Annotated in this window: 14 protein-coding genes and 1 tRNA gene; 8 read left to right on the plus strand and 7 right to left on the minus strand. The window is 43.4% G+C overall.

Going from position 1 to position 16,863, the window contains the following annotated elements:
- Positions 1–389 precede the first annotated feature (389 nt).
- The 3 genes from OQJ75_RS16895 to OQJ75_RS16905 all read right to left on the minus strand — a co-directional run bounded on the left by OQJ75_RS16895 (position 390) and on the right by OQJ75_RS16905 (position 2,686).
- Entirely contained in the window at positions 390–1,643 is a 1,254-nt protein-coding gene (locus OQJ75_RS16895; protein ID WP_265974312.1) for an HD-GYP domain-containing protein, read from the minus strand.
- 83 nt (positions 1,644–1,726) lie between these two features.
- Positions 1,727–2,134 (minus strand): VOC family protein, encoded by a 408-nt coding sequence (locus tag OQJ75_RS16900; RefSeq protein WP_010441580.1) that lies wholly within the window; start codon positions 2,132–2,134, stop codon positions 1,727–1,729.
- 467 nt (positions 2,135–2,601) lie between these two features.
- Positions 2,602–2,686: transfer RNA gene (locus OQJ75_RS16905), tRNA-Leu, on the minus strand.
- Between the two features lie 195 nt (positions 2,687–2,881).
- Between OQJ75_RS16905 and OQJ75_RS16910 the strand changes: the two genes are divergently transcribed.
- Complete coding sequence (locus OQJ75_RS16910) at positions 2,882–3,358, plus strand: RDD family protein (protein ID WP_248372927.1); 477 nt, start codon at positions 2,882–2,884, stop codon at positions 3,356–3,358.
- A gap of 63 nt (positions 3,359–3,421) precedes the next feature.
- Here OQJ75_RS16910 and lptG read toward each other — a convergent pair whose 3' ends face one another.
- Both lptG and lptF read right to left on the minus strand, forming a co-directional pair.
- Complete coding sequence (gene lptG, locus OQJ75_RS16915; RefSeq protein WP_248389102.1) at positions 3,422–4,492, minus strand: LPS export ABC transporter permease LptG; 1,071 nt, start codon at positions 4,490–4,492, stop codon at positions 3,422–3,424.
- 3 nt (positions 4,493–4,495) lie between these two features.
- Positions 4,496–5,596 carry an LPS export ABC transporter permease LptF gene (gene lptF, locus OQJ75_RS16920; protein ID WP_248372929.1) on the minus strand — a complete coding sequence of 367 codons (1,101 nt, stop codon included), beginning with the start codon at positions 5,594–5,596 and terminating at the stop codon, positions 4,496–4,498.
- Positions 5,597–5,788: 192 nt separating this feature from the next.
- Here lptF and pepA point away from each other — a divergent pair, with 192 nt between their 5' ends.
- The 5 genes from pepA to OQJ75_RS16945 all read left to right on the plus strand — a co-directional run bounded on the left by pepA (position 5,789) and on the right by OQJ75_RS16945 (position 12,460).
- Positions 5,789–7,309 (plus strand): leucyl aminopeptidase, encoded by a 1,521-nt coding sequence (gene pepA / locus OQJ75_RS16925; RefSeq protein WP_004735335.1) that lies wholly within the window; start codon positions 5,789–5,791, stop codon positions 7,307–7,309.
- A gap of 105 nt (positions 7,310–7,414) precedes the next feature.
- On the plus strand, positions 7,415–7,864 hold the full coding sequence (locus tag OQJ75_RS16930) for a DNA polymerase III subunit chi (protein ID WP_265974313.1): 450 nt from the start codon (positions 7,415–7,417) through the stop codon (positions 7,862–7,864).
- Between the two features lie 102 nt (positions 7,865–7,966).
- Positions 7,967–10,840 (plus strand): valine--tRNA ligase, encoded by a 2,874-nt coding sequence (locus OQJ75_RS16935; protein WP_265974314.1) that lies wholly within the window; start codon positions 7,967–7,969, stop codon positions 10,838–10,840.
- Positions 10,841–11,068: 228 nt separating this feature from the next.
- Positions 11,069–11,473: a DUF2061 domain-containing protein gene (locus OQJ75_RS16940; RefSeq protein ID WP_260809901.1), complete on the plus strand. Its 405-nt coding sequence runs from the start codon at positions 11,069–11,071 to the stop codon at positions 11,471–11,473.
- Between the two features lie 81 nt (positions 11,474–11,554).
- Complete coding sequence (locus OQJ75_RS16945; protein WP_265974315.1) at positions 11,555–12,460, plus strand: bifunctional helix-turn-helix transcriptional regulator/GNAT family N-acetyltransferase; 906 nt, start codon at positions 11,555–11,557, stop codon at positions 12,458–12,460.
- A 94-nt stretch (positions 12,461–12,554) separates the two neighbouring features.
- Here the strand turns inward: OQJ75_RS16945 and OQJ75_RS16950 are convergent, their stop codons facing one another.
- Both OQJ75_RS16950 and rraB read right to left on the minus strand, forming a co-directional pair.
- Complete coding sequence (locus OQJ75_RS16950; protein WP_265974316.1) at positions 12,555–13,352, minus strand: glycosyl hydrolase 2 galactose-binding domain-containing protein; 798 nt, start codon at positions 13,350–13,352, stop codon at positions 12,555–12,557.
- Positions 13,353–13,476: 124 nt separating this feature from the next.
- Positions 13,477–13,893 carry a ribonuclease E inhibitor RraB gene (rraB, locus tag OQJ75_RS16955; protein WP_248389086.1) on the minus strand — a complete coding sequence of 139 codons (417 nt, stop codon included), beginning with the start codon at positions 13,891–13,893 and terminating at the stop codon, positions 13,477–13,479.
- A gap of 577 nt (positions 13,894–14,470) precedes the next feature.
- On the opposite strand from rraB, the gene arcA reads away from it, so the two are divergent.
- The gene (gene arcA / locus OQJ75_RS16960) at positions 14,471–15,691 is read left to right on the plus strand and encodes an arginine deiminase (RefSeq protein WP_004735323.1); all 1,221 of its coding nucleotides are present in this window, start codon (positions 14,471–14,473) and stop codon (positions 15,689–15,691) included.
- A 156-nt stretch (positions 15,692–15,847) separates the two neighbouring features.
- Positions 15,848–16,852 carry an ornithine carbamoyltransferase gene (locus OQJ75_RS16965; protein WP_265974317.1) on the plus strand — a complete coding sequence of 335 codons (1,005 nt, stop codon included), beginning with the start codon at positions 15,848–15,850 and terminating at the stop codon, positions 16,850–16,852.
- Positions 16,853–16,863: the final 11 nt, after the last annotated feature.

Below are 16,863 nucleotides of genomic sequence, written 5' to 3' on the forward strand. Positions count from 1 at the left end.
TATTCATCAACGAGTGCCCACACAGATTGATAGGTTTAAATTGTTAAAGAGCTTCTCTTCGTTGTGATTTGCATCACTTCGGAAGAGGCGGCCATTCTAGCGATTTAATTCTCAGTGTCAAACACTTATTTGGAATTAATTTCTACTTTCTAAAAGTAGAAGCGAATCATCGCTTAAAGCTAGTTGCCTTACTAACATTCTTCGCTGAGGCCTTGTGGCGTCTGCCGTGTCAGTGAGGCGGCATTATAGAGATGCCGCTCATATTGGCAAGCAATAAATGCGTTTTTTATTGAAAAAAGAAGTTAAGAGAAGACATTTCGACCAAAGGCTTATTTATACCACTTTCACCCCAAGTTTCGAACAAATTACCCACAACAACCTGTGGATAACTACTCTCCACTATCAAAAAAGTAAGATAACCGAGCTCTAGGGTTTAGATACTCTCGAACTTGTTCAGGTAATTTACTTGGATGAACGGCATTAACGATTTTGATCTCTTTAATAAAGAGATCAATGATTGGGGCTTGGGTTCTTGGCACGCTAGGATCATAGATAAGTACATTTGGATAAAGCATATGTTTAGCGTTAACGGATATCACAATCCCAATCGAATCATTTGAAAGTTGTACTACGGTTCCTGGTGGGTAGACTCCCATGAACTTAACTAACAGCCCCAAGTTATCTTGGCTATATAGATGCTTGCAGCTCTTATATAAGTGGGACAGTGCCAAATACGGGATCATTTGTTGAGATTGCGTTTTCCCATGGCAAAGGTTATCAAATGCATTAGCCACAGCGACTATCTTGGCAAACTCATCAATCTCATGTTCTTTTAAGCCCTCAGGGTAACCAGAACCATCATTCATCTCATGGTGCTGAACAATCACCTTTTTAGCACTTTCAGGAAAATCATCAATTGCCGAGACAATATCCGCGCCATATTTAGTATGAAGCTTTAAGTAATTCTCTTCAGGTATTGTCAGAGCGCTCTGCTTTCTTAATATCGCAGCTGGTATTTTGATCTTGCCTATATCATGGAACATTGCCGCGAAAGAGAGGTCTCTCAATTGTTGTGTATTATAGCCTTTAGCTTTACCTATCATCAGCGCAACAACCGAAACATTCAATGTATGAAAGTAGAGATCTTCAAAATCCGCTTTAGCATTCATAAGGTGCAAGGTGATGTTATCATCACTCACTAGCGTTTCGACAATATCATCAACAAGAGCCTTAACCTCTCCCACTGCATCTAATGGCCTGTTACGGATCTTGGTCATCACAGAGCGCATTCGAGCAAGCGAACGTTCGAACTCTTTCTCACAATGGCTTACTCTTCGGCGGTAAGAACTTAGAGTTTCAATACGTTGATGCTTATCTTTCCACATTCTTTCCGTTTCAAGACTTGCCTGTAAATCAGCATCCAAGACTTGTTCATTCACGTGGTTAACTGGTAGAGGAGATGTATCGCTCTGATTTGGATTTATATAGACGTGCTTGATTCCAAGATGTCGAATTACTTGTACTTGAGCATCATCTTTGATTTTGAAACTGTTGAGTAGAAATGGGTGTTCATTCCATTTTACCGGGAGTCGTATGTGCAGACCGGGCTGAATGCGATCTACGGTTATCTTTATACTGCCCATTTTTATATATAATATTGATCAATAATTTCTATCTATAATTCTAATAAAACCAAGCAGCAATTTCACTATCCAATTTCACTGCTTCAACTTAAAGAGTCACAATGTACCATCCAGCGTATACCAAATTTATCTTCCACTTTACCAAACCGCGCTCCCCAAAAAGTATCCGCTAAAGGTGTCATAATACGACCACCTTGCTTTAACTTTTCAAAGATTTGCTCTTGAGTCGTCGTATCCTCAGTAACAAGGGAAAGTGCAAGATTGTTTCCTTCTAATTCTTTCGCTTTGACGCCATCTGACATCATAAGCTTCATACCGAATGCTTCAAACTCTGCGTGCATAACCCAATCAGGCTGAGCACCCTCTATTACCTGTGGTGCGTCACTAAATAGTTGTTTTGATAAAACTACACCACCAAAGCACTTGTGATAAAAGTCCAATGCTTCATTACAACGACCATCAAAAAATAAGTAAGGGGTTACTTTCAGCATATCTCTCTCCTTTATGACCTATCTTAAACATAGACAATAGATGTGAGAATTAAAGGTAACATTCTGATTTAAGATAATTAATTCATTGGCACATTAGATTACGAAGAGAAATGATGAAATTTAGGAATGAAACATCAAGATCTGACTGATTGAACAGGCATACCTGCCGCCACAGCGAAGGCAACGTTTTCTGCTCTCCAGATACAACAAAGCCCCGATTTGAGTCGAGGCTTTGTCATTAAATATGATCCGATAGGCGACTTGACTGGGCTTGCATCCAAGCCGGCACCCTGGGTTAGGAATTCACAAACGACGAAAGGTCGCGATAAAAACGACCTTTCTATGTTTGGTACCGGCAGGCGGACTGATTGGACAGGCACCCCTGCCGTCACAGCGAAGGCAACGTTTTTTTGCTCTCCAGATACAACAAAGCCCCGACGTGAGTCGAGGCTTTGTCATATTGAATATGGTACCGGTAGGCGGACTTGAACCGCCACGCCCGAAGGCAACGGATTTTGAATCCGTCGTGTATACCAATTTCACCATACCGGCATTATCTTGGGGCATTGCCCTTTCGATGTCTGGCATTATACGTATGCGAACTGATGTGGCAAGTATAAAAACTTGAATTCATGTGTGTTTGCCGATAATTTCGCCACTAAGTCACAAGCTGTGCGTCATGTCTCTTTTCACGCCAAGCCTTAGACTATATTCTGACGCCTAAATTTTTGAAGAAGTAATAACACCATGACATCAACAAACACAATGCCACCAGCAGGAGTCATGCGCCGATTTGGTGCCTTGTTCTACGACGCCCTTATCGTAATCGCTATTGAAATGTTGGCTGCTGGCGTCATTGTCGCTCTACTGCACGCGCTCATGGCTCTCGGCATTTTTAACCATAGCGGTTATGCCGATGTTAGTGACTTCTTAACCAACCACCCTATCTGGAGCCCTGCATACACTTTCTACTTAGTCGTAGTTTGGGTGTACTTCTTTGTGTTCTTCTGGACTAGAGCTGGTCAAACTCTCGGTATGAGAGCTTGGAAGCTGCGCGTTCAAAACAAAGATGGCTCAGCTATCACAGTAACTCAGGCATTGATTCGCTTAGGTACTTCAGGTTTTGGATTGGCGAACCTATGTGTTCCATTCGATCCTGAAAAACGTGGCTTTCACGACATCTGGGCGAAGACTGAAGTAGTCGTGCTACCACAAGCACGATAACGCTATTAATCTCGCTACAATCAAGATCAAAAAAGGAAGGCGTTATGCCTTCCTTTTTTCTATTTACAGTTTCCGCCTCAAGAGCATAACTGCTATTCCGAGGAATACCACACTCGGGGCTAGCGCACCAAAAGCGGGGGGAATTTGATAAACCAAACTCACTGGACCAAAAAACTCACTGGATATATAGAAAGTAAAACCAGCGATAACACCAGAAAGAATCCTAGCTCCCATAGTCACACTACGTAGAGGGCCAAAGATAAACGACAATGCCATCAACATCATGACCGCTATCGAGATAGGCTGAGTTATCTTTCTCCATAAAGCGAGTTCATAGCGTGATGCATCTTGCTCCGACGCCTTAAGATAAGAAACATAATCGTACAAGCCACTTAAAGACAGCTCTTCAGGCTTAACCGTTACAATGGCAAGCTTATCTGGAGCGAGTGATGTCTTCCATGAGTATGTCGGTAGGCTTTCTTTAGTAATTTGAATCTCATTTTCGAACGACGTGATCTCGACATCGTTCATTGTCCAAACGTTGTCTCCAACGTAATCGACCTCTTCAGAGTATATCGCCGTCTTAAGTGCCTTATTCTCATCAAAGCGCCACATGTTCAAACCATATAGCTTTTCATCGTCAATTTTAACAACGAATATAAAGTCATTGGCATCACGCGCCCATACCCCACTTTGGGTAGAGATAATATTACCACCAGCAATTGATATGGTTCTTAGGTCACGAGCCATCTTCTGTGCTTGAGGCGCACCCCATTGCCCAAGAAGTGTCACGACAATCATCAATGGAATTGCGGTTTTGAGTACCGATAGGCCAATATCTAACTTAGAGAAACCCGCAGCCTGCATCACCACCAGCTCAGAGCTCGCAGCAAGCATACCCAGCCCAATCAATGCACCAAGTAATGCGGCCATTGGAAAGAACATTTCAATATCACGAGGGATACTCAATAGAACGAAATACAGCGCTTGTAATAGGTCATAGGTACCACGACCAACCTTTCTCAGCTGCTCTACGTACTTGATAATCCCTGAGAGACCAACAAACGTCACCAATACCAGTGACGTCGTTGCGATGATGGTTCTGCCTATATATAAATCGAGAATCTTAAACACGGCTTAAGCTAACCTTTTATTCTTGAATTTTTCTTTCAAACGCCTTACTGGCACGCTATCCATAAAGTTTGCACCAATCGCAACAAATAACAATAACGCATTAATTGGCCACATGCCGATTACCGCAGGAATACTCCCTTCTTCAATTGAAGATTTAGTTGCACTGATTGCCAAGAAATAGGTGAGATAGATCAGTATTGCTGGGCCAATTTTGGCAAAACGACCCTGTCGAGGGTTTACCGCTGACAGTGGCACAACAAGCATGGTCAACAATGGAATACAAAGTACCAAAGAAATACGCCACTGCAGCTCTGCTTTCGCACTGTTGTTTGGATTACCAATCAGATCCAGTGTAGGAATGGCTTCCCAATCTCGTCCTTTCTTCTTAACTTCACGTTGGCCAATTAGGCCTTCGTACTCTTCAAAGTGCGTCACCATATAATCGAGACGTGTCGGAATCCCCTCATGACGGGTACCATCGTACATTACAATCACTTGGCGACCATCGCTGAGCTCTTTTACATCACCCGACTTAGAGAACATCACACTAGGCAATACCGAATCACGTGGACGCATTTGAGCAACGAACACATTTTCTAACTTATTACCGTCGATATCATCAATGAAAACAACAGAAGAACCATCCGGCGTACCTTCAAATTTACCTTTTGGCAGCAAATCAACACTGTTCTCTGCAGCCACTTCTTCATACATTTGCTCAACTTTGTCTTGCGACCAAGGAGATAACCAAAATGAGTTAAAAGCGGCAACGGATGCGGTAATCAAAGCCAAATAGAGTGCAGATTGGATAAGGAATTTATTACCAATACCCGTAGCGTTCATTACGACTATTTCACTTTCAGCGTAAAGACGGCCAAAAGTAAGCAAAATACCAATGTAGATACTGAGTGGAAGCATCAATAAGCCCATCGCTGGCATATTTAGGCCAACAATAGACAATATAAGACTCGCAGGGATATCACCATCAGAGGCGTCCGCTAAAACACTGATGAATTTTTGGCTGAGAAACACGAGAAAGAGAACAAAAAAGATCGCAAATTGGCTCTTGATTGTCTCGCGGATCAAATATCTAACAATAATCACGCTCAAATTACCTATACAAAACTTGTTTTTTTGATTGAATCACTATAATTTCCCGTTGAACCTTTTATTTTTTTAAATTTTTAGCTAAGTGTTAGCGTTCTTCTTTAAGGTTAGTTCCATTATAGGATCCAACAAGTAAGAACCCATTATCTAACATTTAGTTCGATTTGTCTTCAGGATGTAGGAGTACGCATGGAGTTCAGTGTAAAAAGTGGCAGCCCAGAGAAACAGCGCAGCGCATGTATCGTTGTCGGTGTATTCGAACCGCGCCGCCTTTCTCCAGTAGCCGAGCAATTAGATAAAATTAGCGATGGCTACATTAGTTCACTGCTTCGTCGCGGTGATCTAGAGGGTAAACCTGGCCAGATGCTGCTACTGCATCAAGTACCTGGTGTACTTTCAGAACGTGTTCTACTGGTAGGCTGTGGTAAAGAACGTGAGCTAGGCGAGCGTCAATACAAAGAAATTATCCAAAAAACTATCAGCACACTAAACGAAACAGGTTCTATGGAAGCGGTATGTTTCCTTACAGAGCTTCACGTTAAAGGTCGCGACACTTACTGGAAAGTTCGTCAAGCGGTAGAAGCGACTAAAGATGGTCTTTACACATTCGACCAATTTAAGAGCAATAAACCAGAGACTCGTCGCCCATTGCGCAAATTGGTATTCAACGTACCAACACGTCGCGAACTAAGCCTTGGCGAAAAAGCGATCTCTCATGGTCTTGCTATTGCTTCAGGTGTGAAAGCATCTAAAGACCTTGGCAACATGCCACCAAACATCGCAAACCCGGCTTACCTAGCTTCTCAAGCTCGTCGTTTAGCTGACGATTATGAGACAGTAAAGACTAAGATCATCGGTGAAGAAGAGATGGAAAAGCTGGGTATGACTTCATACTTAGCAGTAGGCCGTGGCTCTAAGAACGAATCTATGATGTCTATCATGGAATACAAAGGCGCTGCTGACCCAAATGCAAAACCTATCGTTCTAGTCGGTAAAGGTCTTACTTTCGATTCAGGCGGTATCTCACTTAAGCCAGGTGAAGGCATGGATGAGATGAAGTACGACATGTGTGGTGCTGCGTCTGTATTCGGCACAATGAAAGCATTGGCGAAACTTAACTTGCCAATCAACGTTGTAGGTATTCTTGCTGGCTGTGAAAACATGCCGGGCAGCAATGCTTACCGCCCAGGTGACATTCTAACAACGATGTCTGGCCAAACGGTTGAAGTACTAAACACTGATGCTGAAGGTCGCTTAGTTCTATGTGATGCTCTAACTTACGTTGAGCGTTTTGAACCTGATTGTGTTGTCGACGTTGCAACACTAACTGGCGCGTGTGTTATTGCTTTAGGTCACCACATCAGTGGCGTTCTATCAAACCACAACCCACTTTCTCACGAACTTGTTAATGCTTCAGAGCAAGCAAGTGACCGTGCATGGCGTCTACCTATGGCAGACGAGTACCATGAGCAACTAAACAGCCCATTCGCTGATATGGCGAACATCGGTGGTCGTCCTGGCGGCACAATTACTGCTGGTTGTTTCCTGTCTAAGTTCACCAAAAAATACCACTGGGCTCACATCGACAGTGCTGGTACAGCTTGGAAGTCAGGCGCAGCAAAAGGCTCGACAGGTCGTCCTGTCTCAATGCTAGTCCAATTCTTATTGAACCGCAGCGGCCAAGAGACTGAAGAACAATCTTCAAAATAATGAAAGGGCCTACGGGCCCTTTTTTAATAACTGCTATTTGTTAGAGTCTGTAGACCAAGTAATATTGATATCCACGATTTTAAGTTCAAGTTTCGAGTGTTAAGTATGCAAACTGCCACATTTTACATTGTGCCTTCAGACAGCCCGCAAGCCAGCGAAAATGGTTTTGCTCACTATGTGCTGTTTCTTGCTCAGCACTTTGCAAAACAAGGCGCTAAACTTTATCTCAACTGTAACGATAAAGATCATGCAGAGCGTATCGCTGAAGTTTTTTGGCAGGTAGAGCCTACTGAATTTATCGCGCACAACTTGGTTGGCGAAGGCCCAAAATATTCAACGAATATTGAAATAGGCCATCAAGGTGTCAAACCTAATTGGAACCGCCAATTGGTAATAAATCTGGCCGATAATCATACAACCTTTGCGAACGCCTTTGCTCAGGTGATAGACTTCGTCCCTTGCGAAGAAAAAGCTAAGCAACTCGCTCGAGAAAGGTATAAAATTTACCGTCAGGCTGGATATCAGCTACAAACTATCGAGATTCAACATCCATAGTCAAACCTCATAGTTAAAGCTATCTTTGGATTTAGATTCAAGAAGCTTCACTTATGAAGTTTGACCACGATTAACCATTCACAGTATCCGTTTAAGAGCACTATGGAAAAGACATACAACCCAACATCAATCGAACAAGCTCTGTATAAGACTTGGGAAGAGAAAGGCTACTTTAAGCCACACGGTGACACATCAAAAGAAGCTTACAGCATCATGATCCCGCCACCGAACGTTACTGGCAGCCTACACATGGGTCACGCGTTCCAAGATACGATCATGGATACGCTTATCCGTGCTCAACGTATGAAAGGCAAAAATACGCTTTGGCAAGTGGGTACTGACCACGCTGGTATCGCAACTCAAATGGTTGTTGAGCGTAAGATCGCTGCTGAAGAAGGCAAAACAAAACACGACTACGGCCGTGAAGCTTTCATCGACAAGATCTGGGAATGGAAAGGCGAATCAGGCGGCACGATCACTCAACAACTTCGTCGTCTTGGCGCATCTGTAGACTGGGGTCGTGAACGATTCACTATGGATGACGGCCTATCGGCTGCGACTCAAGAAGTGTTTGTTCGTCTATACGAAGAAGACCTAATCTACCGTGGTAAACGCCTAGTAAACTGGGATCCTAAACTGCACACTGCAATCTCGGATCTTGAAGTTGAAAACAAAGACAAAAAAGGTTTCATGTGGCACTTCCGCTACCCGCTAGCGAACGGTGTTAAAACGGCTGATGGCAAAGACTACATCGTTGTTGCGACTACGCGTCCTGAAACCATGCTTGGTGATACCGGCGTTGCGGTTAACCCAGAAGATCCTCGCTACAAAGATCTTATCGGTAAAGAAATCCTGCTTCCTATCGTAAATCGTCTTATCCCTATCGTAGGTGATGAGCACGCTGACATGGATAAAGGCACGGGTTGTGTGAAAATCACGCCAGCTCATGACTTTAACGATTACGAAGTGGGCAAGCGCCATAGCCTACCAATGATCAACATCCTAACGTTCAACGGTGATATCCGTGATGCGGCTGAAATCTTCACAACTAACGGTGAAGAGAGCGATGTGTACTCAACAGAACTTCCAGCTAAATACCAAGGTATGGAGCGCTTTGCTGCTCGTCGTGCAACGGTTGCTGAATTTGAAGAGCTAGGCCTACTTGAAGAGATCAAAGATCACGATCTAACCGTTCCTTACGGTGACCGTGGTGGCGTGGTTATCGAACCAATGCTGACTGACCAATGGTACGTGCGTACAGCACCTCTTGCTGCTCCTGCTGTTAAAGCCGTTGAAGATGGTGAAATCCAATTCGTACCTAAGCAATATGAAAACATGTACTTCGCGTGGATGCGTGACGTGCAAGACTGGTGTATCTCTCGTCAACTTTGGTGGGGCCACCGTATCCCAGCATGGTACGACAACGATGGTAAAGTTTACGTAGGTCGCACTGAAGAAGAAGTTCGTGAAAAGAACAACCTTTCACCGGTTATTGTTCTTAAGCAAGACAACGACGTTCTTGATACTTGGTTCTCTTCTGCACTTTGGACGTTCGGCACACAAGGCTGGCCTGAAGATACTGAAGCAATGAAAACATTCCACCCATCAGAAGTACTAGTATCTGGTTTTGATATTATCTTCTTCTGGGTTGCTCGTATGATCATGATGACCATGCACTTCGTGAAAGACGAAGATGGCAAGGCTCAAGTACCTTTCAAAACAGTTTACATGACGGGCCTTATCCGTGATGAGAACGGCGACAAGATGTCTAAGTCGAAAGGTAACGTACTTGACCCAATCGATATGATTGACGGCATCGGCCTTGAAGAGCTAGTAGAAAAGCGTTGTGGCAACATGATGCAACCTAAACTGGCTGCTAAGATCGAAAAAGCTACGCGTAAAACTTTCGAAGATGGTATCGAACCGTACGGTACTGATGCACTGCGTTTCACTCTTGCAGCTATGGCTTCAACTGGCCGTGACATCAACTGGGACATGAAGCGTCTTGAAGGTTACCGTAACTTCTGTAACAAGCTATGGAACGCAAGCCGTTACGTACTGATGAATACAGAAGAGCACGATTGTGGCATGTCACTGTCTGCTCCAGACCGTGCAAACATGGAATTCTCTCTAGCAGACAAGTGGATTGAATCTCAGTTTGAAGTTGCAGCGAAAGAGTTTAATGCTCACCTAGACAACTACCGTTTAGACATGGCAGCAAACACGCTTTACGAGTTCATCTGGAACCAATTCTGTGACTGGTACTTAGAGCTAACGAAACCTGTTCTTTGGAAGGGTACTGAAGCTCAACAACAAGCAACTCGTTACACGCTTATTACGGTTCTTGAGAAGACTCTGCGTCTTGCTCACCCTGTTCTTCCTTACATCACGGAATCTATCTGGCAGAGCGTTAAGCCGCTAGTAGATGGCGTTGAAGGTGAGACAATCATGACTCAAGCGCTTCCTCAGTTTAACGAAGATAACTTCAATGCAGAGATCGTTGAAGACATCGAATGGGTTAAGACTTTCATCACTGCTATCCGTAACCTACGTGCGGAATACGACATTGCACCAAGCCAAGGCTTGGAAGTAATGATCAAGGTTGCTGATGAGAAAGATGCAGCTCGTATCGAAGCAAACAAGATCGTTCTGACTTCTCTAGCTAAGCTAGACGATATTAAAGTTCTAGCTTATGGTGAAGAGACTCCTGCTTGTGCAACTAAACTGGTTGGCAAATCTGAGCTGATGATCCCAATGGCAGGTCTTATCGACAAAGATGCTGAGCTTGCTCGTCTAGATAAAGAAGTCGCTAAGACTCACGGCGAGATTAAGCGTATCGAAGGTAAGCTAGGTAACGAAGGTTTCGTTGCTAAAGCACCAGAAGCAGTTATCGCGAAAGAGCGTGAAAAGCTTGAAGGCTACAAGGAAACTCTTGTTAAGCTTGAAGAGCAAAAAGCGACAATCGCTGCGCTTTAAAACCGAGTGAACGAGAAGGCTTCAAACTTCTCGCTCTAAATAGAAAGGTTGGTCTTGGTGACCAGCCTTTTTTTATACCTCTAACTCCAAAATTCCAATGCTTCTCACTCTAGCCTCACTTATTGATAGGTTTCATCTATCAAATTAATCTCTACTTCCCATTATACTTAATGATAATGATTCTCAATAATAAGCCTATCAAAACAACACAACGACTGAGTAATTATCATGAAAAAGACACTAACCTTTGCTGCATTACATTTTACTATCGCATTTAGTGTCGCTTATGTACTAACAGGCGACATCTTAATTGGTAGCTTAATCGCTATGATTGAGCCTTCTGTGAATACTGTTGCCTTCTATTTTCATGAAAAGGCGTGGGCTCAAGTTCCTGCTCTTAAAGCTCGTCAGTGGATGACCAAATTAAAAACAGCAAGCTTTGCTACCATCCACTTTAGTGTTGCCTTTACCGTTGTCTACTTATTGACTGGTGATGCCTTTGTTGGTGGTGTGATGGCAACGTTAGAGCCCGCGTTGAATACCGTGGCTTATTACTTTCATGAGAAGGTGTGGTTACGAAAAGCAGAAAACCAAGCAGCACAACCACAGTTTTGTTTGCACCAACATGCTTAATTAAGAGAATTTACCATTGACAAAGTTGCGCACCGCAATTAAATTAGTTGTGGTACACAACTTTATTTGAAGGTGAAAATTATGGATGCTCGAAAACTCAGACAATACTCCCGCCAAGCCGTGCGTTTACTGGGTATGTTTGATAAACAATGTGGTGAGGTCACGCTCACTCCTGTTCAAGCTCACGCATTAGGAGAGATCCAACTCCAACCTTTAACCATCAATCAATTAGCACAACAGCTCAATGTCGATAAATCTAATGCCAGTCGAACGGTGGCTGGCCTCAGCAAACTTGAGTTGGTAGAGACTATTGAAAATCCAAAAGACAAACGCAGCCAATGGGTGACACTGACGTCTCTTGGGCAAAACATGTTGAGTCAATTAGACGTGCAACAAAACACCTTTTTCGAAGACATGCTGCTGACTCTCAATGAGGATGAGCAACAACAGCTGAAAGTTGGACTGGAAACGTACTTAAAAGGGTTAGCGAATGTCTGCCAAGCTGACGAGTTCATACTTCGCCCACTCACTCAATCAGATAACCCGCAGTTAGCCGAGGTGATTCGTAAAGTTTCAGCGGAACATGGGCTCACCGAAGATAAAGGTTATGGTGTAGCCGACCCTACCCTTGATGACATGTACTCTGTCTATAACAAAGAGAACGCAATGTACTGGGTGATCGAATATCAAGGTGAAGTGGTAGGTGGCGGTGGTTTTGCGCCATTAGCAGGCCGACCAGATGTGTGTGAGCTACAGAAAATGTACTTCCTACCACAAACCCGAGGGCAAGGTTTAGCAAAGCGCATCGTTGCTCAAAGCCTAAAACTGGCTAAGCAGCTTGGTTACCAGCACATGTACTTGGAAACAACGGAATGCTTGGGTGCTGCTGTAAAACTCTATGAAAAACTGGAGTTTGAACACCTTGATTCAGCTTGGGGAGAAACAGGCCATGACGCTTGTGAGGTTGTCATGGCCAAAACGCTATAATGTGTTTTTGAAATAGGGTTAGCGTCGGCAGTTCATCAGATGGTAAGCAAGTGAGCGAATTGATTCCTTACGTAACGGGCTAATTAAATAACCGCTAACTACGCAAAAAATTACTGACGCAAGAAGCTGGATTCAAGGCGACAAAAGAGCTCTCTTCCTGCCCATCAAGTACCACTTCTAACTGATATAAATGTTTAGGGTTAGGATTCTCAATATCAAAAATGATCGGCGCCTCAACCTGGAAAACAACACCCGTATGTTCTGCTCGCACATCTATCGGCATCACCAATGTCATACCATTAAACTTGATTGATGCCGATATTAGCCCCGGCTTTAGCGTTTGATAGATAACATCCACTTTGAACTCACAACCACCACCGTAATGCCAGATCTGCTCTGTCACAACTTGCTCAAGCTTGACGTGACGAACGAACTGCAGATATGGCGCTTGCCAGATTCCGATACGAGAATCCGATTTAGCGACAGCCGGTGACGAGACTGACTCATCCATATCCTCTTCAAGCAATAAGCTCTCCTCTTCTTCAAGGAAAAGGATCTCAAAACGGTTGCGACCAGACTGCATGTAAGGTCGAATATCTTTACGATATTCGACTTGGCTACCATCACAATCAAACACGGCAACGCCATTGAGCCGCACTTCCGCAAAGTAATCAACACCTGCCATTACTAACTCAACAAACGGGCACGCCAGCATCGCATCATCCACTTCGATGTCATGCATCAGGTGCCACTCTTGCTCTGCGATTTCACTTTCACTCAAGCTATCAGGAAGCTTTGAACTTAACGGAGCCGGAAAGGTAATGTCATCTTGTGGAATAGAGAGATCCGTTAGTGGCGATATTTGCCAAAGACCATCGAGAGGTAATCGCATAGCATTCCTTGAGCTAGATCAATTTTGACCGCATTATAATGAATGAATGCATATAAAGACATTTATTTTTCTGAGGACAAAAAAATGCCAGCTCAAGGCTGGCATTCTTTAAAACTGGGAGAGATTACTCTTCGTCTTCATCATCTTCGTCAGGGTAGATAGCATCTTCACCTTCGTAGTAAGTGCCCCAACCGTCGTAGATAATGTCAAACTTCTCGGCAAGATTTACAAGCTTTTCAACTTGCTCATCAATCGCTTCTGCGTTCAGAGTACACTGCATCGTTGCATCACAACAAAGTAGCTTGTTGCCATCTTCGTCTTCTGTCTCTTCAGCTTCAAGCACTTCAAAGCCCATTTTGAACGCTTCAACAACCGCTTTCTCAAGTACTGCGAAATCTTCAGCAAATAGGTGATGCTCGATATCGTATAGAGCTTCAGGATCGCTACCATCTTCAATTAACGCTGTAATGATGTCGCGAGTCTCTTCCTTTTGAAATTCAATTAATTCCGCTACTGATAGATATTCATCTTCGTGAGACATGTGTCTGCTCCAGAGTGTTGACTATGAAAAGATCAAATTTGATTGCCACGAAATATGGCATGGATCGCCTAGAAAAGCCACCTAGATCAGGTATAGAAGAGTAAGTTTATCGCTAGATAACAGAGGGGATATCAATTAAAAAGTGAAATCAAAATCACAGAAACAAATTTTCAACATATTATTAACTAACGTGTGTTTTAGCATTTCATTTTTATTGTTACTTTTCGCCTTACTTCTCTAAAACTGAGTGGTTAGTCATATCAAATGCATACTGACGATCACTTCATTGGTGCATAAGATCTCATTTTAGAATGGATAATTGCATAAATTTTGAATGAAAAATCATGTTCACCAAGCAAAATGGATTATCGAGTTACTGAAATTTGAGCATAGAACCGCAAAAAGTTTGTTCTAGCATTGAGTTTTTCAATTGGATTTTAATATCACTAATTTTTAATTAATTAGCATTAAAAACCAATAATTGAGAAATAACACAACCTTTACACAATTTTCAAAACTTGCATATTACGAACAAGCTTGTCATAAATAGACGCTGGATTAATAGTAAGGATGCAAAATGAGTAAGCTGTACGTTGGCTCCGAAGTCGGTCAATTAAGACGAGTTCTCCTAAATCGACCTGAAAGGGCACTCACCCACCTCACCCCTTCTAACTGTCATGAGTTACTCTTTGATGATGTACTTGCAGTAGAAGCCGCAGGTGAAGAACACGATGCCTTTGCGACAACACTTCGTAACCAAGACGTTGAAGTGTTATTACTGCATGACCTACTGGTTGAGACACTCGCTGTGGCTCAAGCTCGTGAGTGGCTACTGACTACTCAAATCTCAGATTTCCGTTACGGCCCTACATTCGCACGAGATTTAAGAGAATACCTTGCTCAAATGGACAACGAGCACTTAGCCACGATCCTACTTGGTGGTTTAGCCTACTCTGAACTTCCTATTAAATCTTCTTCAATGCTACCGAAGATGCACCGCCCGCTTGATTTCGTTATTGAGCCGCTACCCAACCATCTATTTACCCGCGATACTTCTTGTTGGGTTTATGGAGGTGTCTCTCTTAACCCGATGATGATGCCTGCCCGTCAACGAGAAACGAATCACTTGCGAGCAATTTACCGCTGGCACCCTGTATTCGCAGGCCAAGATTTCATTAAGCACTTCGGTGATGAAGATCTTCACTATGACAATGCGAATATTGAAGGTGGAGATGTTCTGGTTATCGGTAAAGGTGCCGTGCTTATCGGTATTTCAGAGCGTACTAAGCCACAAGGTGTTGAAAACCTAGCCGCTAGTTTATTCAAATCTGGTCAAGCTAAAGAAGTGATTGCGATTGATTTACCGAAGCACCGCTCTTGTATGCACCTTGATACAGTAATGACGCACATGGATATCGACACATTCTCAGTCTATCCAGAGATCGTTCGCAAAGACCTAGATACTTGGCGCTTAACGCCAAAAGAAAATGGCGAAATGCGAGTAGAGAAAGCTGAAAACTACCTAACAGCGATTGAAGGTGCACTGGACCTCGATCAACTGAAGATCATCACTACTGGTGGTGATAACTACGAAGCTGAACGTGAACAGTGGAATGACGCTAACAACGTACTGACGGTGAAACCGGGTACGGTTATCGGTTATGAGCGTAATGTTTACACCAATGAGAAATACGATAAAGCAGGTATCGAAGTTCTGACGATTCCGGGCAATGAGCTAGGTCGTGGCCGAGGTGGCGCTCGCTGTATGAGTTGTCCTATCGAAAGAGACGGTATCTAAGCCACAAAACTCAATAAAGCGAACACACTAACTTATCTAGGCCAGTACCATTGTACTGGCCTTTTTTATCAAATCAATAAAATAAATATTCACAAATATAGCATTTTTATGTTTAACTGAGTTCTTCATTGATTCTATATACGCAAGGAGCGAGAGATGGCCTTTAATCTTCGCAATCGTAACTTTCTAAAACTTCTCGACTTTACTCCTAAAGAGATTCAGTTTTTACTCGACCTGTCTGCCGACCTTAAAAAAGCTAAGTATGCAGGTACAGAGCAGAAAAAGCTTAACGGTAAAAACATCGCTTTGATCTTTGAAAAAGCATCCACTCGAACTCGATGTGCTTTTGAGGTAGCTGCTTTTGATCAAGGTGCTCAAGTCTCTTATTTAGGCCCTTCTGGTTCTCAGATTGGTCAGAAAGAATCAATGAAAGATACGGCGCGTGTATTAGGTCGCATGTACGATGGCATTGAATACCGAGGGTTTGGCCAAAGCATTGTCGAAGACCTAGGCGCTTATGCTGGTGTACCGGTTTGGAATGGCTTAACCGATGAGTTCCACCCTACTCAGATCTTGGCTGATTTCCTCACTATGCTTGAGCATGGTCGTGGTAAACATCTGCACCAAATCAGCTTTGCTTACCTTGGTGATGCACGTAATAACATGGGTAACTCTCTGTTAGTGGGTGCCGCGAAAATGGGCATGGATATTCGCCTTGTCGCGCCAAAAGCATTTTGGCCAGAAGAGCACCTTGTCGAAGAGTGCCAAGCTATCGCGCAAAATACAGGTGCAAAAATCACGCTGACAGAAGACGTTGCCGAAGGTGTGAAAGGCTGTGATTTCCTTTATACCGATGTTTGGGTTTCTATGGGTGAAGCGCCAGAAGCTTGGGACGAACGTGTTGCTGTAATGACACCTTACCAAGTGAATATGGATGTCATTAAGCTCACAGGTAACCCTCAAGTGAAATTCATGCATTGCCTGCCCGCTTTCCACAACAATGAAACCGTGATCGGCCAGCAAGTTGCAGACAAATATGGAATGAACGGCTTAGAAGTCACTGACGAAGTCTTTGAATCGGATTACTCAATTGTATTTGATGAAGCAGAGAATCGCATGCATACCATCAAAGCGGTAATGGTTGCGACTCTGGGCCAATAGCGAATACTGAA

This window comes from Vibrio sp. 14G-20 (assembly GCF_026241515.1).
GTDB lineage: Bacteria > Pseudomonadota > Gammaproteobacteria > Enterobacterales > Vibrionaceae > Vibrio.